Below are 22,713 nucleotides of genomic sequence, written 5' to 3' on the forward strand. Positions count from 1 at the left end.
CAAGGCGGCGGCGATCGGCCCGGCCCTTTGCGCGGGCGGCTTTCCGCACTACACCGGCGGCCATGCAGCAAGCGGACGTCCTTATCCTCGGCGGCGGACTGGTGGGCAGCACGCTCGCCGTCGCACTCGCCGCCCATGGCCTCACCGCGATCGTGATCGATCCCGCCGATCCGGCGGTGATCCTCGCGCCCGGCTTCGACGGCCGCGCCTCGGCGATCGCAAGCGCCAGCCATCGCATGTTCGAGGCGCTGGGCATCGCGCAGCAGCTGGAGGGCAAGGGCTGCCCCATCCGCGCGATCCGCGCGACCGACGGCCTGGCACCCGGCGCGCTCGACTTCGTGCCCGATGCCGACGCGCCGCCGCTCGGCGTCATGTACGAGAACAAGGCGATCCGCCGCGCGCTGCTCGAAGCGGCCGAGGCCGCGCCGGGCGTGGACCTGCGGATGCGCACGCGTGCGGTGTCGGTCGATCGCGGCCCCAACGGGGTGACGGTGGTGACCGACAAGGGCGATACGCTCACCGCGCCGCTGCTGATTGCGGCCGAGGGGCGCAATTCCCCGACGCGCGAGGCGGCGCGGATCCGGACGGCGCGCTGGAGCTATGACCATGTCGCGATGATCGCGACGCTCAACCACGAGCACAGCCACGAGAACGTCGCCTACGAGATCTTCTATCCGGCGGGCCCGTTCGCGATCCTGCCGATGAACGACGACGCCAACGGCCATCGTTCGGCGATCGTCTGGACGGTCGATGCCAAGGACGCGCCGGGGTTGCTCAAGCTGTCGGACCGCGGCTGGCTGGCCGAGGCATCCAAGCGGATGGGCGGGTTCCTGGGGCATCTGGGGCCGCTGTCGCCGCGCTCGAGCTATCCGCTCGGCTTCCACCATGCCGCGACGATCACCGCCGACCGGCTGGCGCTCGTGGGAGACGCGGCGCACGGCATCCACCCGATCGCGGGGCAGGGGCTCAACCTGGGGCTGCGCGACGTGGCCGCGCTGGTAGAGGTGCTGGTCGAGGGCAAGCGGCTGGGCATGGACCTGGGCGATCCGCACCTGCTCAAGCGCTATGGCCATTGGCGCGGGCTCGACACGCTGGCGGTGGCGACGGCGACGGATGGGCTCACGCGGCTGTTCGGCATCCCCGGCAAGACCGCGAGCGCGGTGCGCCGGTTCGGGCTCTCCGCGGTCGATCGCATCCCGCCGCTCAAGGCGCGCTTCATGGCCGAGGCCCGCGGCGAGACGGGGCAGCTGCCGAAGCTGTTGCAGGGCGAGCTGGCCTAAGCGCACTCCGTGCTCCTGCTTGCGCAGGAGCACGGTTGGTTCAAAGGAGCGGCTACCGTTCCGCCGCGTCGCGTTGCTCGGCCTGTGCCGGTGCCGCTTGCGGCCGAGTCATGATGAAGCTTCCGCCCCAGGCGCCGGGTACCTGCCAGCTGCCGGTGATCTCGTCGCCTTCCGCGTTCACCGTCCCGCGATATTCGACGACGTCATAGTCCTCGCTCACGGGCGCGTAGAACTTGGTGAAGCGCACCGCCCGGCCATCGCGGGTGCCGTCGAGCGCGGAGGTGAGATGGCGCCCGACCAGGATCACCGCGTCGATCTCCTCGATGGTGCCGCCGAGCCGACCGCCCGTGTCCGTGAGGCTCGCGCGGAAGCTGGTGGCCGGCAGATCCTCGGGATAGTTGAAGATGCCGAGCCAGACGCCGCTCAGGTCCGCGTCGCTCATGCGTCGAGCGGGCGGGCTTCCTCGACCAGCATGACGGGGACGCCGTCGCGGACGGGATAGGCGAGCCCTGCCGCCTCCGAGATGAGTTCCTGCGCATCCTCGTCCCAGCGCAGCGGCGTGCGCGTCACCGGGCACACCAGGATCGAGAGCAGCCAGGGATCGAGCGTCTTGGTCATTGCAGGGTCCTGCCTTCTTCGTCGCCGTGCCGGCCGAAGAACTGCATCAGCTGCACGATCAGTTCCGCGCGTCCCGACAGCGTGTCCGCTTCCAGCAGCGCCTGCTTGGACGCGGGATCGAACGGCGCGATCTGGGCGATGCCATTCACCAGCGTCTCGTCGTCGAGGCGCGACACCGATTCCCAATCGACCGCATAGCCCTGCACCTCGGCGAAGCGGCGAGACTCCATCTCCAGCGAGGCGCGCTCTGCGATCGCGAGCGTGCCGCTGGGCTGGTTCGGAAGCAGTTCCGCCTCGACCTGACGGAACGGGGTCGCCACATCGAGCTCCTGGAGCACGCGGAAGCGCGCAAGGCCTTCCAGCACGATGTCGAAGCGGCCGTCGGGCAGCGCCTCCACGTCGATGATCTGGCCGACGCAGCCCATGCCGAACAACGCCGGGCGCTCGCCGTCCCCGCGCGGCTGGATCATGCCGATCCGCCGGTCGCGGGCGAGGGCGTCGGACACCATCGCCCGATAGCGCGGCTCAAAGATGTGCAGCGGCAGGTGCATGCCCGGAAACAGCAGCGCGCCCGAAAGCGGGAAGATCGAGACGCGGGTCGCCATTCGCTCAGCCGAACAGGACGGCGGAGAGCTTGCGGCGCTGCGCCGATACCCACGGGTCTTCCAGGCCGACGGCTTCGAAGAGCTTCAACAGCTGCTGGCGGGCAGCGCCCTCGTTCCATTCGCGGTCGGCAGCGATGATCGACAGCAGCGTGGCTGCGGCCGAATCGCGGTCGCCTGCCGCCATCTGCCCGCCGGCGAGCCGGAAGCGCGCGTCCAGGTCCTCCGGATTGGCGGCCACCTCGGCGGCGAGGCCGGCGAGATCGTCCACCGGCTGCGCTTCCCGCGCCAGCGCAAGGGCGGCACGGGCGCGCTCGACCTCGGGGTTCTTCGCGGCCTCGGCAGGGAGGGCGGCGATCGCGGCCTCTGCCTCCTCGCTGCGGCCGAGCGCCATCAGCGCACGGACGCGGCCGATGGCGACGCCGGCATGCTCGGGCGCGATCTCGGCAACCTGGTCGAAGATCGACAGCGCGCGCTCGGCATCGCCGCCGGCAAGCACCTCCTCGCCCATCTGGACGAGGGGCTCGATATCGGCACCGGCATCTTCGCCCGCGGCGCCGGGTTCCACCGGCAGCTGGCGCAGGATCTGGTCGAGCATGCCCTTGAGCTGGCTCTCGGTGCGGGCCTGGGTCAGGTCGGCGACCAGCTGGCCCTGGAACATCGCATAGACGGTGGGGATCGACCGCACCTGGAATTGCGAGGCGATAAACTGGTTCTTGTCGGTATCGATCTTGGCCAGCACCACGCCCTTGTCGGCATAGGCGGCGGCGACTTTCTCAAGCACGGGGCCGAGCGCCTTGCAGGGCCCGCACCATTCCGCCCAGAAATCGATGATCACCAGCTTGGTCATCGACGGTTCGACGACGTCGCGGCGGAAGGCTTCCACGGCCTCCTTCTCGGCGGCGGACAGTCCAAGCGTGGCCAAGGCGTGCTCCTGTTGCGATTGCGGTCAGTTTCGGTCGCCTATGTGGGCGCTGGGATGCGGCAGGCCAAGTCTTTTCGAAAAAGTGCAAGAAGGGGGTTGTCGGGTCCAAAAGTCGCTGCTAGTTGCCCCACCTCGCCGGGGCACACCGGCGAAACGCCAGAGAGCGGGCGTAGCTCAGGGGTAGAGCACAACCTTGCCAAGGTTGGGGTCGAGGGTTCGAATCCCTTCGCCCGCTCCAGTCGCCGTCATGATGTGGCGGCGCCACATCATGAAATGATCGGCGACACCGGCCGGCGCCGCACGAGCGGCGACCGACGTCGTGGCTTCGCCACGGCGCACTCCTCTTCTTCATACATCTCCAGATGCCAATCGGCTTGCGCCGTCCTCTTGCCGCGTCCTAGCTCCGCATTCCAGCGGTGCAGGAGAGCGGCATGACGAACAGCAGCGCCCCGGTGCGGGTCGGGATCGGCGGATGGAGCTTTCCGCCGTGGCGCGGCACCTTCTATCCGGAGGGGCTGGCGCAGAAGCGCGAGCTGGAGTTCGCGTCGCGCGCGCTGACCGCGATCGAGATCAACGCGACCTATCATGGCAGCCAGAAACCCGCGAGCTTCGCCAACTGGGCCGAGACGGCACCCGATGGCTTCGTCTTCGCGGTCAAGGGATCGCGCTATGTCACGAATCGCAAAGTGCTGGCGGAAGCGGGCGAATCGATCCAGCGGTTCCTGAACCAGGGAATACTCGAACTCGGGGACAAGCTCGGGCCGATCCTGTGGCAGTTCATGGCCACCAAGCAGTTCGATGCAGAGGATTTTGCCGCCTTCCTGCGGCTGCTGCCCGAGAAGCACGAGGGCGTGGCGCTGCGGCATGCGGTGCAGGTGCGTCATGCAAGCTTTGCCGTACCGGAGTTCGTCGCGATGGCGCGCGATGCGCATGTGGCGATCGTGTTTGCCGATTCGGCGAGCTATCCCGCGATCGCCGATGTCACGGCAGACTTCGTCTACGCACGGCTGGAAGCGGCGGAGGAGGCGGAGCCGGAGGGCTATGCGCCCGCAGCGCTCGACCGCTGGGCCACGGCCGCCCGGACCTGGGCTACGGGCGGCGTGCCCGAGGGGCTGCCTTATGTCGACGCCGCGCCGCCGCCGGTAGAGCCGCGGGAGACGTTCGTCTTCTGCATCAATGGCGCCAAGGTGCGTGCGCCCGCGGCCGCACAGGCACTGATCGCGCGGCTGGGCTGAGGGGGACGCATGCCGCTCTACGCAATCGACGGGCTGGCGCCGCAGCTGCCCGAGGACGGATCGAGCTGGGTCGCGCCCTCGGCCGACGTGATCGGCGATGCCCGGCTCGGGCGCGAGGTGGGGGTGTGGTTCGGTGCCGTGATCCGCGCCGACAACACGCCGATCCTGGTCGGCAACCGCACCAACATCCAGGAAGGGGCGATGCTGCACTCCGATCCGGGTAGCCCACTGACGGTGGGGGCGGGGGTGACCATCGGCCATCATGCGATCCTTCACGGCTGTACGATCGAGGACGATGTGCTGATCGGCATGGGGGCGATCGTGCTCAATCGCGCGGTCATCGGAGCCGGATCGCTGGTGGGGGCGGGGGCGCTGGTGACCGAAGACAAGGTCTTCCCGCCGGGCAGCCTGATCGTGGGCAGCCCCGCGCGGGCGGTAAGGAGCCTGGACGAGGCGGCGATCGCCGGCCTGCGCCGCTCCGCGGACGGCTATGCGGAGCGCCAGCGGCGATACGCACAGGGGCTGACGCGAATCGACTGAGCGTGCCAGGTTGGGACGAAGTTGAGGAAGTTGAGGCTCGAACGCATCTTTGTCCTGTCCTTTCCTGACCACGCGACTCGGTGTGCCAGCGCGGAGCCGAGTAGGACAGGGTGGAACGGGGTGACGGATCAACAGTCGGGGTGGGCCTCTCGATCTTCCCCTCTTACCGTTCGCCTCGAGTAGCCATCGAGCTTGTCGAGATGGCGTATCGAGAGGTCAGCGCTCGCGGTTCTCTCGATACGGGCTCTCGACAAGCTCGATCCCTACTCGAGATGAACGGGATTGGGGAACGGAATGGGCGATCGTGGTAATCGCCGGACGGCCTAGAACGCCGCGATCCCCGTGATCGCGCGGCCCAGGATCAGGCCGTGGACGTCGTGCGTGCCTTCATAGGTGTTCACGGTCTCCAGGTTGATCGCGTGGCGCAGCACGTGGAATTCGGCGGAGATGCCGTTGCCGCCGTGCATGTCGCGGGCGACCCGGGCGATCGCCAGCGCCTTGCCGCAGTTGTTGCGCTTGAGCAGCGAGATCGCCTCGGGCGCGAGGGTGCCGTCATCGAACATGCGGCCGCAGCGGAGCGCCGCCTGAAGGCCGAGCGCGATCTCCGTCTCCATGTCGGCGAGCTTGATCTGGACCAGCTGCTTGGAGGCGAGGGGCACGCCGAACTGGTGGCGATCGAGCGTATAGGTGCGCGCCGCGTGGAAACAGGCCTCGGCCGCGCCCATCGCGCCCCAGCCGATCCCGTAGCGGGCGCGGTTGAGGCAGCCGAAGGGGCCCTTCAGCCCCTCGACGTCGGGGAGCAGCGCGTCCTCGCCGACTTCGACACCGTCCATGACGACCTCACCGGTGGCGGAGGCGCGCAGCGACAGCTTCCCCTCGATCCTGGGCGCGGACAGGCCCTCGAGCCCCTTGTCGAGCAGGAAGCCGCGGATCTTGCCGCCGTGCGCATCGGACTTCGCCCAGATCACGAACACGTCCGCGATCGGCGCGTTGGTGATCCAGGTCTTGGTGCCCGACAGGCGATAGCCGCCGTCGATCGCCTCTGCGCGGGTGCGCATGCCACCGGGATCTGAGCCGGCATCGGGCTCGGTCAGGCCGAAGCAGCCGACCCATTCACCGCTGGCGAGGTTCGGGAGGTATTTCCGCCGCTGCGCTTCCGAGCCATAGGCGTGGATCGGGTGCATCACGAGGCTGGACTGCACGCTCATTGCCGAGCGGTAGCCGGAGTCCACCGCCTCCACCGCGCGCGCGACCAGGCCGTAGGAGACATAGCCGAGGCCGGCGCCGCCATATTCGGCCGGAATGGTCACGCCGAGCAGGCCCAGAGCCCCCATCTCGTGCAGGATGTCGCGGTCGAACTCTTCGTTCAGATAGGCCTGGGTGACCCGCGGCAGCAGCTTTTCCTGGGCATAGCCCTGGGCGGTGTCGCGGACGAGGCGTTCCTCGTCGGTCAGCTCCGCGTCGAGGCCGAACGGGTCTGCCCAGTCGAACCGGCCCATGTCGGCCATTGCCGCTTCCTTCTTCAGGCGCCGGTCTGGTTCAAGCCGGCTTCGTCGTCCTGGACGGGATCGGAAGCGGCCGGCGCCGCTTCGTCCGCTGCTGGCTGGGTGGCGGGCGGCACCGGAAGCGGCGCCGGCGGGACGGAGAGGGTGCCGCCGCCCTGGATCGCCACCGTCTCGATCGCATTCAGCGCCTGGCGCGCGGCGATGTAGCGGCGGGCCGCGTCCATCCAGCTTTGCGCATTGGCGGCACCGGGCATGCGCGCGATTTCCGCCAGCGCGCCTTCCACCTGGGCTGCGTCCAGTCGGCGGCGCGCACGGGCGAGGCGGTCGGCCGGCAGCATGCTGGGGCTTGCATCCTGGCGGATGATGATCAGCTGCGACAGTTCGCGGCGGATGCCCTGCCACCAGCTTTCGTCCGGACCGCCGCCCGAAAGCTTGGGCGCGATCGTGTCGAGCGCGAGGCGGAGGTCTTCCAGCGTCACCGGCTGGCGCGCGGCGGCGATGACGGTCGCCACCGCCTGCGGCTCGGCCGCGGCGAAACGCTGGCGCAGCTGGTCCTCGATATAGCCGAGCGCCAGACCGCGATCGAGCGCGCGGCGGGCGGCAAAGGCGACCAGCAGCCCTTCGGCGCGGGTCGCGAAGCCCGAGGCGACCCGTGAGCTGGTGTCGACATTGGCGAGCCGCGCCTCGAGCTCCGCGATGTGCGCGGCGAGCACCTGCTCACGCTGCGACAGCGTGGCGATGTCGGCCGGGCGCTGCGCCGGCGGGGCGGCGTTCTGCGGGGTGGCAGGCAGCGGTGTGCTCTGGACCACGGGTGGGGTGGCCGCGGGACCAAGGCCGATCCAGGCGCCGAAGCGGTGGACCAGGCCGGCCATGGCCGCCAGTCCGAGCACAAAGGCGAGGATCGCGACCCACAGCATGGTGTTCCCGCGCGGCTTGCGGGGAGCCCCCGTGGCGGAGGACGCCGTTTCCATCGTCATGCCGTCCTTATCCTCGCGGCGGTGCGCGCGGTCAATCGGCGAGGCGGATTGCAGCCGTAACCAGCGCCGGATCGGTGGGAACCGACGCGACGGCGACCGCGTCCCAGCCGTCTCCGGCCGCCTCGGCAGCCGCGGGGCTGATGGCGACGAGCCGCAGGGTGGAGAGGGCCACTCCGGCTTCGGCAAGCACATGCCGGAGCCGCTCGGCGGCGCGAGGGGAGTGGACCAGGGCGACGCTGCCGGCGAGGCGGCGAACGGCGTCCAATGACGGGGCCAGCGGCGTGCTGGCATAGACCGCGATCGTGCGGGAGACGGCGGGATGCTCCGAGAGGCGGAGAGACTCGCCGCCCAGCCACAGGGCGCGACGGACGCCTGCCGCCCAGGCAGTGTCGAGGAGCGTCTTGGCCCCCTCCGTCCCGACCCGAACGACGCTCAAGCCGATGCCTGCGGCAGCCCGGGCGGTCGCTTCTCCCACGGCCCAGACCGGGAGCATGGCCAACTCGGCGAGCTGAGGCCCCGCGTGCCGAACCGTGTTCGCGCTGGTCAGGACGAGCGCGTCGTGGTCCGATGCGGCAACCAGCGGCCATCCCCGTTGCTCCACGTGAAACAATGGCGTGCGCAGTGGCTGGTAGCCCGCAGCCGTGATCCGCTCAACGGTGGCCGATGCGCCGGGTTCCGGGCGCAGCACCGCGAGGGGGCGGCTCATTCGCCGGCGAACAGCCGCCGCACGCTGTCGGGTGCGCGGGCGAGCAGGTCTTGCGCAAGGGCCGGTGCCAGCCCGACGTCGCCGACCGAGCCTTCCGTCGATCCGGTCACGTGGGCGCTGCCGTCCTGCGCATAGAGTTCCGCGCGCAGCGTCAGGCGGTTGCCCTCGATCGTGGCGAGTGCCGCGACGGGGGAGTGGCAGTCGGCGCCGAGCGCCTCCAGCAGCGCGCGTTCGGCCGACACCGCCGCGCGGGTATCGGCGTGGCTGATGGCACCGACGAGTTCGCGGGCGCGGGCATCCTCGGCCCGCACCTCGATGCCGACGGCGCCCTGCGACGGGGCGGGAAGCATCACGTCGAGCGGCACCGGGGTGCCCACGTCTTCGCGGCCGAGCCGAACCAGTCCGGCTGAGGCGAGCAGCGTCGCGTCCACTTCCCCCGCGGCGAGCTTGGCGAGGCGGGTCTCGACGTTGCCGCGGAACAGCACGATCTTTGCGTCGGGGCGATGGCGGAGCACCTGGGCGGCACGGCGTGGCGAGCTGGTGCCGACGACGGCCCCCTGCGGCAGGTCCGCGAGCGCGGCGACGCCGAGGATGCGGTCGCGGACATCGGCGCGGGGCAGCATCGCGGCGATGGCGATGCGGGTCGGGCGGATCGTCTCGACGTCCTTCATCGAATGGACGGCGGCGTCGATCTCCTCTTCCAGCAGCGCGCGGTCGAGCTCCTTGGTCCACAGCGCCTTGCCGCCGATCTCGGCAAGCGCACGGTCCTGCACGCGATCGCCGGTGGTGCGGATGGGAACGATCGCGATCTGCTCGGGCGACCAGCCATGGGCGGAGGCGAGCGCGTCGCGGGTCATGTGCGCCTGCGCCATCGCCAGCGGCGATCCGCGCGTTCCGAGACGGAAGAGGGGAGCGGTGTCCATGGAGGTTGGCGTAGGCAAGCGGCCGCGCTTCGACAAGCCGCCCCTTCGACAAGCCACCTCTGAGCGGATAGAAGCGGGGCCATGTCCGCCCCCCTGATCCTCGGGCTCGAATCGAGCTGCGACGAGACCGCTGCCGCGCTGGTTCGCGGCGACCGCACCATTTTGTCGCACAAGCTTGCCGGCCAGGAGGCGCATCACGCCCCCTTCGGCGGGGTCGTGCCGGAGATCGCCGCGCGCGCGCACGTCGAGGTGCTGGGACCGCTGGTCGAAGCGGCGCTGGCCGAGGCGGGCGTGACGCTTGCCGACGTCGACGCGATCGCCGCGACCGCAGGGCCGGGGTTGATCGGCGGGGTCATGGTGGGGCTGGTGACTGGAAAGGCGCTGGCGCTGTCGGCGGGCAAGCCGCTGGTCGCGGTCAATCATCTGGAGGGGCATGCGCTGAGCCCCAGGCTCGCCGATCCGGATCTCCAGTTTCCCTATCTGCTGCTGCTGGTGTCGGGCGGCCATTGCCAGCTGCTGCTGGTGGAGGGCGTCGGCGCCTATCGCCGGCTGGCGACGACCATCGACGATGCCGCGGGCGAGGCGTTCGATAAGACCGCCAAGCTGCTCGGGCTGGGCTTCCCCGGCGGGCCGGCGGTGGAACGGGCGGCGGCCGACGGCGATCCCCGTGCGGTGCCGCTGCCGCGGCCGCTGGTGGGATCGGGCGAGCCGCATTTCTCGTTCGCGGGGTTGAAGAGCGCGGTGCTGCGGGCTCGCGATGCCGGCATCCATGCGACGCCGGACATCGCCGCCTCGTTCCAGCAGGCGGTGGTCGACTGCCTGGTCGATCGGACCCGGCGCGCGCTGGGACGGATCGCCCCGCCGACCGCGCTGGTGGTTGCCGGCGGCGTCGCCGCCAATCGCGCGGTGCGGGGTGCGCTGGAGCAGGTCGCGGCCGAGCAAGGCCTGCGCTTCGTGGCGCCGCCCTTGTGGCTGTGCACCGACAATGCCGCGATGATCGCCTGGGCCGGTGCCGAGCGCTTCGAAGCGGGGCTCACCGATCCGCTCGACGTGCCGGCACGGGCGCGTTGGCCGCTGGATCCGGAGGGGGAACGCGTGCGCGGGGCGGGGGTGAAGGCATGAGCGTGCTGGGAGTTCTTGGCGGCGGTGCCTGGGGCACGGCGCTGGCGCAGGTGCTGGCGAGCGGCGGCCACGATGTGCGGCTGTGGGTGCGCGAGCCGGAGGTGGTGGAGGCGATCAACGGGACCCACGAGAACCCGCTGTTCCTCCCCGGCAGTACCCTGTCCGACCGCATCGAGGCGACCGGGGACATCACCTGGGCCGCGGAGGCGGAGGCGGTGCTGGTGGTGACGCCCGCGCAGCATATGCGCGCGGTGCTCGCCGACTTGCCGCGCCACGGTCAGCCGCTGATCCTGTGCTCCAAGGGGATCGAGGCGGGAACCCTCAAGTTCCTGCACGAAGTGGCGGGCGAGGCCGTCGATGGGTCTCCGGTGGCGGTGCTGTCTGGGCCGACCTTTGCGCACGAGGTCGCGGCCGGGCTGCCGACGGCGGTGACGCTGGCGGCCGAGGATGCCGCCCTTGCCCACCACTTGGCGGCAACCATCGCCCAGCCGACGCTGCGCCCCTATGTCTCGACCGATGTAGTCGGCGCGGAGGTGGGCGGCGCGGTCAAGAACGTGCTGGCGATCGCGTGCGGCGTGGTCGAGGGCGCAGGGCTCGGGCAGAATGCGCGGGCGGCGGTGATCGCGCGCGGCTTTGCGGAGATGACGCGCTTCGGCTTGGCGCGCGGCGCACGAGCCGAGACGCTGTCGGGGCTGTCGGGGCTGGGTGACCTGGTGCTGACCTGCTCCTCGACGAGCTCGCGCAACTTCTCGCTGGGCGTGGGGCTGGGGCAGGGGCGCCCCGCGGAGGAGCTGCTTTCCGATCGCCGGACGGTGGCCGAGGGCGCGCATACCGCGCCGGTGCTGGCGCAAGCGGCGGCCGCCGCCGGCGTGGACATGCCGGTCACCGAAGCCGTGTGCCAGTTGCTGGACGGGGCGGACGTGGGCCGGGTAGTCGAGGCGCTGCTGAACCGTCCGCTGCGCGAAGAAGGCTTCTGACGCGGTGCCGGAGGTGCCGCCCATCTCCGGCCTGCTCGAAACCGCGCTCTACGTCGCCGACATGGCGCGTGCGGCCGACTTCTTTCGTGAGGTACTGGGATTGCGGCCGATGCTCACGGGCGAGCGATTGACGGCGTTCGATGCCGGCCGCTCGGGCGTGCTGCTGCTGTTCCTGGCAGGCGCATCTACGGAGGACATGCCGGGTGCCGGCGGCGTGGTCCCGGGCCATGACGGGAGCGGCCCGGTGCACATGGCGTTCGCGATTCCCGCCGGCAGCGAAGATGTGTGGCGGGCGCACCTGGCGGCGCAGGATGTGGCGCTGCGCAGCGAAGTGGTGTGGCCGCGCGGCGGGCGCAGCCTCTACTTCGAGGACCCCGACGGGCATGTCCTGGAACTCGCCACGCCGGGTCTCTGGCCCAACTACTGACCGGCTCCGGCCACGCGCCGGAGCCCGGGATCAGTCGCCCTTCTTGGCAGCCTGGACGGCGGCAGCCGGATCCACCGACGGCGCACCCGACGCCGGGGTGGCGGCATTCTCGAGGTCGGCGGTCGGCGCACCCTCGGCCACATTGTCCTCGGCCTGGGTGGCCGGAGCCTCGCCTGCGGCGGGTGCGGCCGGAAGCGGCAGGTTCGAGCCCTGGGAATTGAGATAGGCGACGACGTTTGCGCGATCCTCGGCATTGCCGAGGCCCGCAAAGGTCATCTTGGTGCCCGGCGCGTATTTACGCGGCGAGGTCAGCCAGGCGTCCATTGCGTCGAAGTCCCAGTTGCCCGGAACCGACTTCAGCGCGTCGGAATAGGCGAAGTTCGGCAGGTGGCCGTGCGGCTTGCCGATGACACCGTAGAGGTTCGGGCCGATGCCGTTCGCGCCACCTTGGTTGACGGTGTGGCAGGCGGTGCACTTCTTGAACACCTCGGCGCCCTTGGCCGGATCGGCCGAGGCGAGCAGCGTCGCGAACGGGACCGCCGAAGCGCCACCGGCGCCTTCGCCTTCCACCCCCTCGATTGGATAGCCCATCTTTTCGGGGCGTCCGCCTTCGAAAATCATGCCGCTGGCGACGGTCAGGCCCAAAGCAGCGGCCAGACCAGCCAAAGTCCAGCCAGCGATCGTGTTCATCCGATTGTCCATGCCGCCGCCGATTTCTCGCTAAACAAGGGAAGATTGTTACGCTTTACGTCGGTCTGCCCTTGCGTCGCAAGCAGGCCTTGCGTCGTTGACATCGCGCAACTAATCGCCTGCCCCCATGCAGAGCTATGCCGCACCGGCGCGGGCCCTGGTCGCGCGCATGACCGAAGCGGCGCGCGCAGCCCCCGAACGTGCCGTCGCCTATCAGGGCGCACCGGGCGCGAACTCCCATGTCGCCGCCAACCAAGCGCTGCCGGACGGGCTGCCGCTGCCGTGCTTCAGCTTTGCCGATGCGGTGGAGGCGGTGCTGAGCGGGGCGGCCGGATGCGGCATCATCCCGATCGAGAATTCGCTGCACGGTCGTGTCGCCGACATGCATTTCCTGCTGCCCGAATCGGGCCTGGTGATCGTGGGCGAGCATTTCCTGCCGATCCGTCACACGCTGATGGGGTTGGGCCGGCTGGATCAGGTGACCCAGGCGACCAGCCACGAGCAGGCGCTGGGACAGTGCCGCCGCTGGCTGGCCGAGCGCGGGATCGCGCCGGTCGCCTATGCCGACACGGCCGGTGCGGCGGCGCTGGTGGCGGAGACCGGGGATCCGAGCCTGGCCGCGCTGGCGCCGCCGGGGGCGGCCGAGCTCTACGGGCTCAACGTGCTCGCCAGCGACATCGCCGATGCTGCGCACAATACGACCCGATTCGTGATCCTGGCGCGCGAGGCCAACGGCGGGCGGGTGGAGGGGCCGGCGATGACCAGCCTGGTGTTCGAGGTGAAGAACGTGCCGGCGGCACTGTTCAAGGCGCTGGGCGGCTTTGCGACCAACGGCGTCAACATGACCAAGCTGGAGAGCTATCAGCGCGACGCGAGCTTCACCGCGTCGGAGTTCTTCGCCGACATCGAGGGGCAGCCGGGCGACGTCGCGGTCGACCGTGCGCTCGACGAACTGCGCTATCACAGCAAATGGGTGCGGCTGCTCGGCAGCTATCCTCGCGCCCGCGAGCGCGGCTGACTGACTAGCCCTGCGCGTCCAGCCAATGGGCGAGCAGGCTGTAGGCGATGGCATAGTCCGGCGGGGCGTCGAATCGAGCGCCTTCGGCCCGGGCGAGCGCATCGGCGACCTCGTCGCGGGTCGCCCAGAAGGCGTCCTCCAGCTCGTTTGTGTCGAGCGTGATGCGGTCGTCGAGCGCTTCGCCGATGCAGGCGAGCATCAGCTGCGAGGGGAAGGGCCAGGGCTGGCTGGCGGCGTAGCGGACGGCACCCACCGGCACGCCCGCTTCCTCCATCACTTCGCGGCGGACGGCTTCTTCCAGCGATTCGCCCACCTCCACGAAGCCGGCGAGCGCGGAATAGCGGCCGGGTGCCCAGGCGGCCTGGCGGCCGAGCAGGACGCGGCCGTCGTGTTCGGCCAGCATGATGACGACCGGGTCGGTGCGCGGGAAATGCTGCGCAGCACAGGCCGGGCAGCGGCGCGCCCAGCCGGCGCGGAACAGCTCGGTCTGGCTGCCGCAATTGGCGCAGAAACGGTGGCGGCGGTGCCAGTCGACGAGGCTGCGCGCGGCCGCATAGGTGGCCGCGTCGGCTGCCGGCATGGCGGCGAGCACCCCCATCAGGTTCGGCGAGCGGCTGACCGGAGATCCTTCCGCATCGAGGGCAGCGACGAAGCGCGGGACGCCCGCGTCATAGCCCAGGAACAGCGGCGTCACGTCGGCCGGAAGCGTGCCGAGCGCGTCCCAGACCATGCGGCCGTCGGCGTCCACTTCCGGTTCGAGGGCGCGCAGGCGCAGCAGCTGGGCGCGCGGATCGGCAAGCGCGGCGGCGAGCGCCTCCGGATCGTCGCGCTCGCGATCGGCGCGGTCGAGGGTGCCGCCGGTGAAGCCGATCATCGCTGGAGGTCCGTGAGCAGCGCGCGCGTCAGATCGGCACGCAGCGGCCAGCGATCGGCGGGGAAATAGTTGACCATCACCGTCCCCCGAAGCTGGCGGGCGGGATCGACGAAGGCGATCGTGCCGGCGGCACCGCCCCAGCCATAGGTGCCCTTGCCGAGGCCGCCGGGCACGTCCTCCAGATACACCGAGCCGCCGGCTCCGAAGCCCATCTTGGGTGCATTGGTGCCGCCGGTGCTCGCGTCGACGCCGCCGAAGGAGACGCCGGACGGGAGCAGGTTCGACATGGCGAGCGCGACCGTCTCCGGCTTCATCACGCGCTTGCCGTCCAGCGTGCCGCGGTTCTGGAGCATGTGCAGGAAGCGATCATAGTCGCGCGCCGACGAGACGAGGCCGGCGCCGCCATAGGGGAAGCTCGGCGCGTTCAGGAAGATCGAGGTCGCTGCCGGATCAAGCGGCACTGCGCGATCGCCGACGAAGACATAGTTGGTCGCGAGCCTTCCAGCCTGGTCGGCGGGCACCTGCCAGTAGGTGGAGGTCATGCCGAGCGGGCCGAACATGCGCGTCTCAAGGAAGCGTTCGAACGACATGCCGCTCGCGACTTCGATGACGCGGCCCATTAGGTCGAGGCTGACCGAATAGCTCCATGTGCTGCCCGGATCGGCGATCAGCGGCAGGGTGGCGAGGCGATCGGCGAATTCGGCGAGCGACTTCGGCCGCACGCGCAGCATCTCGGTCTCGACCTTGGCATTGATCGCGGCGGGGACGATGCCGAGCCGCTCATATTCGTGGAGCAGCGGCCCCTTGGTGACGATGGAATAGCCCAGGCCCGCCGTGTGGGTGAGCAGGTGGCGGATGGTGATCGGGCGCGCGGCGGGGCGGCTGGCGAGGCTGCGCTCCGGATCGGTCAGCACGCGCATCTTGGCGAAGGCGGGAAGGAAATCCGACACCGGCTGGTCGAGCCGCATCTTGCCGTCCTCGATCAGCATCATCGCCGCCATCGCCGTGATCGGCTTGGTCATCGAATAGACGCGCCACAGCGAATCGGGGGTGACGGCGGCGCCGCCGTCCGAAAGGCTTCCCCTGGCAACGAAGCGGGTGTCGCCCGGACCGCCGATCGCGACGGCGATGCCGGGCGCGCGGCCGGCGGCGACATAGCGGTCGGCGACCGATTCGACGCTCGGGAGTGCCGGGGCGGAGGGCTGGCGGGTGGGGGCGACCTGCGCGGTTGCGATCGGCGGGGCGACCAGCGCCAGCGCCGCGATGCCTGCCATCCACGTCCGTGCCGTCATCGCAATCCCTCCATCAGCCGCTGTGCGCGGACGAACACCGTCGGCATGCCTGCTTCGTCGAGCGAGTCGATCGGCCACCATTCGCCGTCCGGTACGGGCATGTGGGCCGGCAGCGTGGCTGCCGCAACCGTGCAGCTCAGGCGGAAGTGGGTGAAGCCATGGGCGACGGCGCCCATCGTCTGCCACTCGGCTTCCACCGGTGCCTCGGCCAGGCCGGGTGGCGTCTCCGCCCAGGGGCCGGTCGGCAGCGCGCGCATGCCCCCAAGCAGGCCCTTGGCCGGGCGGCGGACGAGCAGCACCTGGCCTTCGTGTTCGAGCCAGAAGATGGTGCCGTGGCGGTGCGGCTTCTCGCGCTTTGGCGCCTTCAGCGGAAAGGCTTCGGGGTCGCCGGTGGCGAAGGCGTCGCACTGGGTGCGCAACGGGCAGAGCAGGCAGCGTGGCGCGCGCGGGGTGCAGATGCCGGAGCCGAGGTCCATCATCGCCTGGGCGAAGTCGCCGGCGCGCATTTCGGGCGTGATCGAATTGGTTGCCGTGCGGATCGCGGGACGCCCGGCGGGGAGCGGCTGGGGGAGGGCGAACAGCCGCGCGACCACCCGCTCGACATTGGCGTCGACCACCACCGCGCGCCGGCCGAAGGCGATCGCGGCGATGGCGGCTGCGGTATAGGCGCCGAGGCCTGGGAGTGCGCGCAGGCCCTCCTCGGTGTCCGGCAGCACGCCGCCATGGTCGCGCGCCACGGCACGGGCGCAGGCGAGCAGGTTGCGGGCGCGGGCGTAATAGCCGAGCCCCGCCCAGGCGGCCATCAGCTCGGCATCCTCGGCGGCGGCGAGGCTTGCGAAATCGGGCCAGCGGGCGACGAACTTCTCGAAATACGGGCGCACGGTCGCGACCTGGGTCTGCTGGAGCATCACCTCCGACAGCCAGACGCGATACGGATCGGGCGCGGGGGTGCCGGGCGGGGCACGCCACGGTAGGCTGCGCGCATGGGCGTCGTACCAGTCGAGCAGGGCGGGAGCGATTGCAGAAAGGTTGGCGGGCACCCCGCGCCTATGGCATGGGGAAGCCTCCATGACGACGCCCCCCAAAGCCCCCACTGCCACCAAGGCCCGGCCTCCCAAGGAGGAGCCGAAGCGCCACGGCTATGCGCGCGCGGTGGCGGACCTGTTGCCGGACATCGGCCGGGCGGCGTTCCGCAAGTTCGGCTTCATCCAGAGCGCGGTCGTGAGCCGCTGGCCCGAGATCGTCGGCGAGCGCTACGCACGCGTCTCGGCACCCGAATCGATCCGCTTCCCGCAGGGGCAGCGCACCGACGGGGTGCTGACCCTGGTGGTGCACGGCGCGCACGTCACCATGATGCAGCACATCGGCCCCGAGATCGTCGAGCGGGTGAACCGCTTCTTCGGCTATGCCGCGGTCGGCCGCATCGCATTCCGGCAAGGCGACGTTCGCCGCGCGCAGCGGGTCGCGCCGCCGCGGCCGCAGCCGACGCACGTGCCCGCCGAGCTGGGCGACAGCCTGCGCACCATCGCCGACCCGGAGCTGAAGGCCGTGCTTTCGGCATTGGCGGCCGGCGTCGCTGCGCCGCCGACGCCGCTTTCGATTCCGGTTCTGGGAAAGGTTCGTTGATGCGGTTGCTGGGGGTGCTCGCGGGTGTGCTCGCGGGGCTGGTGATGACAGGCGGCGCGGAGGCGCAGCCGGCACGCGACTGGCGCACGGTGACCGTCAAGGCGGCAAGCGGCGGTTTCCAGATCGGAAACCCCAAGGCGCGCGTCACGCTGGTCGAATATGTCAGCTACACCTGCCCGCACTGCGGCCATTTCATCGAGGAATCGAAGGCGCCGCTCCACGACGGGCTGGTCCGCAACGGCCAGGTCCGGGTGGAGATCCGCAACTTCGTGCGCGATCCGCTGGACCTTGCGAGCGCCTTGCTTGCGCGCTGCGGCGGGACGGCGCGGTTCGCGCGCCAGCACGCGCTGATCTTCGCCAACCAGAAGGCGCTGCTCGATAAGGCGATGGCGTTTCAGGCCAAGCCCGATTCGTTCAAGGGCGCGACGACGCTCGAGGCACGGCTGCGGCGCATCGCCGCGGGTTCGGGGTTGACCGCGCTGATGACGCGCAGCGGGCTTTCCGCGCAGCAGGCGGACCGCTGCCTGGTCGATCCGGTCGCGCGCGGCGAACTGGTCGCGGCGACCGAGAAGGTCCAGGGCCGCATCCAGGGCACGCCGAGCTTCGAGATCGACGGCAATCTGCTCGCTGCCAACAGCTGGGCCGAGGTCGAGCCCCCGCTGCGCCAGGCGCTGCAGCGCTGAACCCCCTTTCTCTTCACGGAGCCAATATCATGCGTATCGCTCTCCCCCTGCTGCCCCTTCTCCTGCTCGCCGGTTGCGGTGGTGGGGACGCGGGCTCCGGCAACAGCGGCGCGCCCGCGCAGAAGGTCGCGGCAGTGGCGGCACCGGCCGGCACGAGCTGGGCCGAGACGGTGTCGGTGACGCCGGAGGGCGGCTATCGCATGGGCAACCCGGATGCGCCGATCAAGCTGGTCGAATATGGCTCGCGCACCTGCCCGACCTGCGGCCAGTTCGGGCGCGACTCGGTGCCGGCGCTGGCGGACACCTATGTCGCGAGCGGCAAGGTCTCCTACGAATTCCGCGACTTCGCGGTGCATGGCGCGCCGGATCTTGCCGCCGGCCTGCTCGGCCGCTGCGGCGGGACGGGGCCGTTCTTCCCGATCCTGGACCAGATGTACGCCAATCAGAATGCGGTGCTGGACAAGCTCCAGGCGCTGCCGGAAAGCTTCCAGGCGCAGGTGCAGCAGATGCCGCCGGCACAGGCGGTGTCGCTGTGGGCGCAGCAGCTGGGCTACATCGACTTCGTCAAGCAGCGCGGCATCCCTGAGGTAAAGGCGCGCCAGTGCCTGGCCGACCAGAAGGGGCTGGAGGCGCTCGTCAAGATCACCGAGGACGCCGCCGACAAGGTGACGGGCACGCCCAGCTTCTTCCTGAACGACAACAAGCTGGACGCGGTGAACTGGACGCAGGTCGAGGCGGCGCTGCGGGACGCCGGCGCCTGATCGCCCACTAACGGGGCGCGTGCGGCGATGCGGATCCGGCGGCTGCGCCTGTCCGGCTTCAAGAGCTTCGTCGACGCGTCCGACCTGGTGATCGAAGCGGGGCTGACCGGCGTGGTCGGCCCCAACGGCTGCGGCAAATCGAACCTCCTCGAGGCGCTGCGCTGGACCATGGGCGAGAATAGCGCCCGGTCGATGCGCGGGGCGGCGATGGAGGACGTGATCTTCGCCGGCACCGCGACGCGCCCACCGCGCGACTTCGCCGAGGTGTCGATCCTGGCCGACGAGGTCGGGCCGGAGGGCGAAGAGGTGGAGGTGGTCCGCCGGATCGAGCGCGGTGCCGGCTCCGCCTATCGGATCAACGGTCGCGACGTGCGGGCCAAGGATGTGGCGCTGCTGTTCGCGGACGCCGCGACCGGCGCGCATTCGCCGGCGCTGGTGAGCCAGAACCGGATCAGCGCCGTCATCTCCGCCAAGCCGGCCGAGCGGCGCGCGATGCTGGAGGAAGCGGCGGGGATCGCCGGGCTTCACGTCCGCAGGCGCGATGCCGAGAACCGGCTGCGCGCGACCGAGATGAATCTGGCGCGGTTGGCCGAGGTGCTGGCGGACCAGGACGGCCGCATTGCGCAGCTCAGGCGGCAGGCGCGGCAGGCGGAACGCTATCGTGAATTGTCGGGCCGCATCCGGGTGGCGGAGGCGCGGCTGATCTTTGCGCGCTGGCGCGATGCGGCGGCGGCCGCGGATGCCGCGCGGGCGGAGTCGAAAGACGCGGACGCGCTGGTGGTGAGCCGCACGGCCGAACAGGCGGCAGCGGAAGCGGCGCAGACGGCGGCGGTGGCGGCGCTCGCCACCCACCGCAGCAGTGCCCAGGCGGCGCGGGACGCACTGTCGGAGGCGACGCACCGGCGCGAGGCGCTGGTGGCGCAGCGCGGGGCTGCCGAACGGCGCTTGCGCGAATTGGAGGCTGCGATCGCGCGCATTGCCGAGGATCGCGGGCGCGAGGGCGCGCTCGCGAGCGATGCGGCCGAGGCGCTCGCGCGACTTGCGGCCGAGAGCAAGGCGCTGGAGGGCGAGGCGGCGGCGGCCGATGCGGCGCTGCCGGAGCTGGCGGCGGCGCTGGCGGCGGCCGAGCAGGCGAGTCGCGATGCCGAGGTGGCGCTTGCCCAGGCACTCGCGCGGCAGGCGAGCGAGCTCGCCGACGTGCGTGTCGCGCGCGCGGCACTGCAGGCGGCGCAGGCCCGGCTGGAGCGCGCGACTCGCGACGAGCGGCGCATTGCGGCGGAACTGGCGGCGCTGGCCGATGCGGCGCCGCTCCACGCCGCGCGCGCGGCGGCGGCGGAGGCGCGGGACAAGGCGCTCGGCGGGATCGAGCAGGCGCGGGCGGCGCTGGCGGCGGCGGACGCGGAAGAGCGGGCGCAGGCCGGCCGGCGCGAGGCTGCGCAGGCGGCGCGGGCGACCGCGGCAGCGGAACTGGCCGCGCTCGATGGCGAAGCGGCGGCGCTGGAGCGCGCGCAGCGGCGCGGCGGGCGCGAGCGGCTGCTCGACCGGCTGGAGGTGGCGCCCGGCTATGAGCGCGCGCTGGCGGCGGCACTGGGCGACGATGTCGAGGCTGGGCTCGATGCGGCGGACGAGCGCTATTGGGGCGGGGCCGAGGCGACACGGGACGACCCGTCGCCGCCGCCGGGGGTTTCCCGGCTTTCGGGGCAGGTGGTGGCACCCGAGGTGCTCGCGCGGAGGCTCGGCCAGGTGTTCGTGTGCGAGGCCGACACCGGCACTGCACTGGCGGTGGGCCAGCGGCTGGTGACGCTCGACGGCGCGCTTCGGCGCTGGGACGGGTTCCGCGCGGTGGCAGGCGGCGGCGCGGCTGCGGCAGAGCGGCTGGAGCGCGCGAACCGCCTGCGCGCGATCGCGGCGGCGCGTCCGCAGGCTGCAGCGGCGGTCGAGCAGGCGGCGGCGGCGCTCACCGACGCGGAAGCGGCGATACGCGCGGCGAAGGCGCAGGCGGCCGACGCGCGGCGCAGCGTGGAATCGCACGAAGCGGCCGCGCGCGAGGCGGCGCGCGCGGAGGACCGGGCGACCGCGGCGATCGAGCGCGCGGAGTCGCAGCGCGCCGATCTCGCCGCACGCCAGCGCCGGGCGGCGCTCGACCTGGAAGAGGCGGTGGGCGAGGCGACCCGGGCGGAAGCGGCGGTGGCGGCGCTGCCGGACGGGAGCGGGACTCAGGCGGAGGTCGCTCGGCTGTCGGCCGAGGCGGAGGCGCGGCGCGGCGGGGTGGCGGACGCACGCGCGGCGGCGGCCGAACGCGAGCGGGCGGCCACGGCAGCGCGGGCGCGGATCACGGCGGCGACGGCGGAGGCCAAGGGCTGGAAACAGCGCGCAGGCGAGGCGGTGCGGCGCATCGCCGATCTCGACAAGCGCGCCGCCGACAGCGCGCGCGAGCGCGACGCGATCGCCGGGCGGCCGGATGCGCTGTCGCTGGAGATCGACACGGTGACGGCGGCCTTGCTGGGGGCGCGCGAGGCGGTGGACGCCGCCCAGCGCGAAGAACATGCCGCCGAACAGGCGCTACGTGCGGCGGACACGGCGCTGCGGGCGATCGGCGAGGCACTGGCTGCGGCTCGTGAGGCGCGTGCGGGCGCGGCGGCGCGCGCGGAGAATTATGATCAGCGGCGGGTGGAGACGGCGCGGCTGTCGGGTGAACGCTTCGAATGCCCGCCGCCGTTGCTGCCGGAGCGGCTGGAGTTCGAGAGCGCCGAGGTGGCGACGCCCGAGGCCGAGGCGGCGGCGCACGACCGGCTGACCGCGGAGCGCGAGCGCATCGGGCCGGTGAACCTGGTTGCGGATCGGGAGCTGGCGGAACTCGATGCCGCACGCGCGAGCGGCGACCGCGAGCGCGCCGAGCTGGAGCTGGCGGTCAATCGCCTGCGCGGGTCGATCGGCATCCTCAATCGCGAGGGGCGGCAGCGGCTGCTCGCGGCCTTTCATGCGGTGAACGAGCATTTCCAGCGGCTGTTCGGCACGCTGTTCAACGGCGGTCAGGCGCATCTGGCGCTGGTCGATTCGGACGATCCGCTGGAGGCGGGGCTGGAGATCCTGGCGCAGCCGCCGGGCAAGCGGCTCCAGTCGCTGACGCTCTTGTCGGGCGGCGAGCAGGCGTTGACGGCGGTGGCGCTGATCTTCGGGCTGTTCCTGACCAGCCCGGCGCCGATCTGCGTGCTTGACGAGGTCGACGCGCCGCTCGACGATGCCAACATCGATCGCTTCTGCGATCTGCTCGAGCGGATGACCGAGGAGACCGAGACGCGCTACCTGATCGTCACCCACAATGCGGCGACGATGAGCCGGATGCACCGTCTGTTCGGGGTGACCATGGTCGAGCAGGGGGTGAGCCGGCTAGTGTCGGTGGACCTGCGCGGGGCCGAGACCTTGCTGGCGGCGGAGTAGCGGCATGAGACGCTGGGTGTTCCCCGGATTGCTGATGGTCCCGGCCGCGGTCGTGGCCGCGCCGCAGGGGCTGCCCGGGCATTATTATCTGTCGGGTATGACCGAGGTGGGATCGGAGCTGCTGCTGCGCGGCGACGGCCGCTACCGGTGGTTCCTGGCCTATGGCGCGCTGGACCTGGCGGTGGAGGGGAGCTGGACGCGCAGCGGCGACACGCTGACGCTGGTGGCCGATCCGGGCATGCTGGCGGAGAACGGCATGGAATCGATCTTTGCGCGCATGCAACTGCGGATCGAGAAGGACGGCGCGCTGGTGCCGACGGAGAATCTGCGCGGAGCGTATCGTAAGGCCGGGTAGGCGATGGCCTGCTCCTTCGGGAGCGAAACCTTTGTAAACGTCCGATCCGTGCGTCAGCTACTGCGGTATTTCTGCGCACGCAGGAATCCGGGGCCAAGCAGAACAACCGCTTGCGGTGGATGACGCCCTGGGCTCC

At 71.2% G+C, this 22,713-nt stretch carries 24 protein-coding genes and 1 tRNA gene; 13 read left to right on the forward strand and 12 right to left on the reverse strand.

The features are described 5' to 3' along the window. The first annotated feature begins 62 nt into the window (after positions 1 to 62). On the forward strand, positions 63 to 1,280 hold the full coding sequence (locus VPH46_RS03480) for a UbiH/UbiF/VisC/COQ6 family ubiquinone biosynthesis hydroxylase (RefSeq protein WP_239433972.1): 1,218 nt from the start codon (positions 63 to 65) through the stop codon (positions 1,278 to 1,280). Positions 1,281 to 1,332: 52 nt separating this feature from the next. Here VPH46_RS03480 and VPH46_RS03485 read toward each other — a convergent pair whose 3' ends face one another. From VPH46_RS03485 to VPH46_RS03500, 4 genes are read right to left on the reverse strand one after another with little or no spacing between them, the layout of a single operon-like run. Next, positions 1,333 to 1,722, reverse strand: coding sequence for a hypothetical protein (locus VPH46_RS03485; RefSeq protein ID WP_416608920.1), 390 nt, complete (start codon positions 1,720 to 1,722; stop codon positions 1,333 to 1,335). After that, on the reverse strand, positions 1,719 to 1,898 hold the full coding sequence (locus VPH46_RS03490) for a Trm112 family protein (RefSeq protein WP_125960210.1): 180 nt from the start codon (positions 1,896 to 1,898) through the stop codon (positions 1,719 to 1,721). Before VPH46_RS03490 ends, VPH46_RS03485 begins: the two co-directional genes overlap by 4 nt. Then, positions 1,895 to 2,503, reverse strand: a complete 609-nt coding sequence (locus VPH46_RS03495; RefSeq protein WP_132882952.1) for an LON peptidase substrate-binding domain-containing protein — start codon at positions 2,501 to 2,503, stop codon at positions 1,895 to 1,897. Before VPH46_RS03495 ends, VPH46_RS03490 begins: the two co-directional genes overlap by 4 nt. Positions 2,504 to 2,507: 4 nt before the next feature. Beyond that, the gene (locus VPH46_RS03500) at positions 2,508 to 3,410 is read right to left on the reverse strand and encodes a tetratricopeptide repeat protein (RefSeq protein ID WP_416609275.1); all 903 of its coding nucleotides are present in this window, start codon (positions 3,408 to 3,410) and stop codon (positions 2,508 to 2,510) included. A gap of 178 nt (positions 3,411 to 3,588) precedes the next feature. On the opposite strand from VPH46_RS03500, the gene VPH46_RS03505 reads away from it, so the two are divergent. The 3 genes from VPH46_RS03505 to VPH46_RS03515 all read left to right on the forward strand — a co-directional run bounded on the left by VPH46_RS03505 (position 3,589) and on the right by VPH46_RS03515 (position 5,200). Next, positions 3,589 to 3,663, forward strand: a tRNA-Gly gene (locus tag VPH46_RS03505). Positions 3,664 to 3,856: 193 nt separating this feature from the next. Continuing rightward, positions 3,857 to 4,660 carry a DUF72 domain-containing protein gene (locus VPH46_RS03510; protein ID WP_416608923.1) on the forward strand — a complete coding sequence of 268 codons (804 nt, stop codon included), beginning with the start codon at positions 3,857 to 3,859 and terminating at the stop codon, positions 4,658 to 4,660. Positions 4,661 to 4,669: 9 nt separating this feature from the next. Next, on the forward strand, positions 4,670 to 5,200 hold the full coding sequence (locus VPH46_RS03515) for a gamma carbonic anhydrase family protein (protein WP_416608925.1): 531 nt from the start codon (positions 4,670 to 4,672) through the stop codon (positions 5,198 to 5,200). Between the two features lie 323 nt (positions 5,201 to 5,523). Here the strand turns inward: VPH46_RS03515 and VPH46_RS03520 are convergent, their stop codons facing one another. Genes VPH46_RS03520 through hemC form a run of 4 tightly spaced genes read right to left on the reverse strand, consistent with a single transcriptional unit; the run spans position 5,524 to position 9,311 of the window. After that, entirely contained in the window at positions 5,524 to 6,708 is a 1,185-nt protein-coding gene (locus tag VPH46_RS03520) for an acyl-CoA dehydrogenase (protein ID WP_416608927.1), read from the reverse strand. 14 nt (positions 6,709 to 6,722) lie between these two features. Next, entirely contained in the window at positions 6,723 to 7,682 is a 960-nt protein-coding gene (locus tag VPH46_RS03525; protein ID WP_416608929.1) for a hypothetical protein, read from the reverse strand. A 31-nt stretch (positions 7,683 to 7,713) separates the two neighbouring features. Continuing rightward, a complete protein-coding gene (locus VPH46_RS03530) occupies positions 7,714 to 8,388 on the reverse strand; it encodes a uroporphyrinogen-III synthase (RefSeq protein WP_416608931.1) in 675 nt (224 codons plus the stop codon). Beyond that, the gene (gene hemC, locus VPH46_RS03535; protein ID WP_416608933.1) at positions 8,385 to 9,311 is read right to left on the reverse strand and encodes a hydroxymethylbilane synthase; all 927 of its coding nucleotides are present in this window, start codon (positions 9,309 to 9,311) and stop codon (positions 8,385 to 8,387) included. The genes VPH46_RS03530 and hemC overlap by 4 nt, the downstream gene beginning before the upstream one ends. Positions 9,312 to 9,392: 81 nt before the next feature. Between hemC and tsaD the strand changes: the two genes are divergently transcribed. From tsaD to VPH46_RS03550, 3 genes are read left to right on the forward strand one after another with little or no spacing between them, the layout of a single operon-like run. Beyond that, positions 9,393 to 10,433, forward strand: a complete 1,041-nt coding sequence (gene tsaD, locus VPH46_RS03540; RefSeq protein WP_416608935.1) for a tRNA (adenosine(37)-N6)-threonylcarbamoyltransferase complex transferase subunit TsaD — start codon at positions 9,393 to 9,395, stop codon at positions 10,431 to 10,433. Next, positions 10,430 to 11,410: an NAD(P)H-dependent glycerol-3-phosphate dehydrogenase gene (locus VPH46_RS03545; protein ID WP_416608937.1), complete on the forward strand. Its 981-nt coding sequence runs from the start codon at positions 10,430 to 10,432 to the stop codon at positions 11,408 to 11,410. The genes tsaD and VPH46_RS03545 overlap by 4 nt, the downstream gene beginning before the upstream one ends. 13 nt (positions 11,411 to 11,423) lie before the next feature. Beyond that, complete coding sequence (locus VPH46_RS03550; protein WP_416608939.1) at positions 11,424 to 11,837, forward strand: VOC family protein; 414 nt, start codon at positions 11,424 to 11,426, stop codon at positions 11,835 to 11,837. Positions 11,838 to 11,867: 30 nt separating this feature from the next. Here VPH46_RS03550 and VPH46_RS03555 read toward each other — a convergent pair whose 3' ends face one another. Beyond that, the gene (locus VPH46_RS03555) at positions 11,868 to 12,539 is read right to left on the reverse strand and encodes a c-type cytochrome (protein ID WP_416608941.1); all 672 of its coding nucleotides are present in this window, start codon (positions 12,537 to 12,539) and stop codon (positions 11,868 to 11,870) included. A 115-nt stretch (positions 12,540 to 12,654) separates the two neighbouring features. Here VPH46_RS03555 and VPH46_RS03560 point away from each other — a divergent pair, with 115 nt between their 5' ends. Further along, positions 12,655 to 13,545: a prephenate dehydratase gene (locus VPH46_RS03560; RefSeq protein ID WP_416608943.1), complete on the forward strand. Its 891-nt coding sequence runs from the start codon at positions 12,655 to 12,657 to the stop codon at positions 13,543 to 13,545. A gap of 4 nt (positions 13,546 to 13,549) precedes the next feature. Here the strand turns inward: VPH46_RS03560 and nudC are convergent, their stop codons facing one another. Genes nudC through VPH46_RS03575 form a run of 3 tightly spaced genes read right to left on the reverse strand, consistent with a single transcriptional unit; the run spans position 13,550 to position 16,751 of the window. Then, positions 13,550 to 14,419: an NAD(+) diphosphatase gene (gene nudC / locus VPH46_RS03565; protein ID WP_416608945.1), complete on the reverse strand. Its 870-nt coding sequence runs from the start codon at positions 14,417 to 14,419 to the stop codon at positions 13,550 to 13,552. Beyond that, the gene (locus VPH46_RS03570; protein ID WP_416608947.1) at positions 14,416 to 15,711 is read right to left on the reverse strand and encodes a serine hydrolase domain-containing protein; all 1,296 of its coding nucleotides are present in this window, start codon (positions 15,709 to 15,711) and stop codon (positions 14,416 to 14,418) included. Before VPH46_RS03570 ends, nudC begins: the two co-directional genes overlap by 4 nt. Next, a complete protein-coding gene (locus tag VPH46_RS03575) occupies positions 15,708 to 16,751 on the reverse strand; it encodes an A/G-specific adenine glycosylase (protein ID WP_416608950.1) in 1,044 nt (347 codons plus the stop codon). The genes VPH46_RS03570 and VPH46_RS03575 overlap by 4 nt, the downstream gene beginning before the upstream one ends. Before the next feature lie 28 nt (positions 16,752 to 16,779). On the opposite strand from VPH46_RS03575, the gene VPH46_RS03580 reads away from it, so the two are divergent. From VPH46_RS03580 to VPH46_RS03600, 5 genes are read left to right on the forward strand one after another with little or no spacing between them, the layout of a single operon-like run. Beyond that, positions 16,780 to 17,337, forward strand: a complete 558-nt coding sequence (locus VPH46_RS03580) for a DUF721 domain-containing protein (protein WP_416608952.1) — start codon at positions 16,780 to 16,782, stop codon at positions 17,335 to 17,337. Further along, positions 17,337 to 18,020 carry a DsbA family protein gene (locus VPH46_RS03585; RefSeq protein WP_416608954.1) on the forward strand — a complete coding sequence of 228 codons (684 nt, stop codon included), beginning with the start codon at positions 17,337 to 17,339 and terminating at the stop codon, positions 18,018 to 18,020. The genes VPH46_RS03580 and VPH46_RS03585 overlap by 1 nt, the downstream gene beginning before the upstream one ends. Positions 18,021 to 18,049: 29 nt before the next feature. Then, a complete protein-coding gene (locus tag VPH46_RS03590) occupies positions 18,050 to 18,781 on the forward strand; it encodes a thioredoxin domain-containing protein (RefSeq protein ID WP_416608956.1) in 732 nt (243 codons plus the stop codon). Between the two features lie 27 nt (positions 18,782 to 18,808). Continuing rightward, positions 18,809 to 22,222 carry a chromosome segregation SMC family protein gene (locus VPH46_RS03595; RefSeq protein ID WP_416608958.1) on the forward strand — a complete coding sequence of 1,138 codons (3,414 nt, stop codon included), beginning with the start codon at positions 18,809 to 18,811 and terminating at the stop codon, positions 22,220 to 22,222. Positions 22,223 to 22,226: 4 nt separating this feature from the next. Then, positions 22,227 to 22,577 (forward strand): hypothetical protein, encoded by a 351-nt coding sequence (locus tag VPH46_RS03600; protein WP_416608960.1) that lies wholly within the window; start codon positions 22,227 to 22,229, stop codon positions 22,575 to 22,577. The last annotated feature ends 136 nt before the right edge of the window (positions 22,578 to 22,713 follow it).

This window comes from Sphingomonas sp. MJ1 (PH-R8), assembly GCF_048058635.1.
In the GTDB taxonomy this organism is placed as follows: domain Bacteria; phylum Pseudomonadota; class Alphaproteobacteria; order Sphingomonadales; family Sphingomonadaceae; genus Sphingomonas.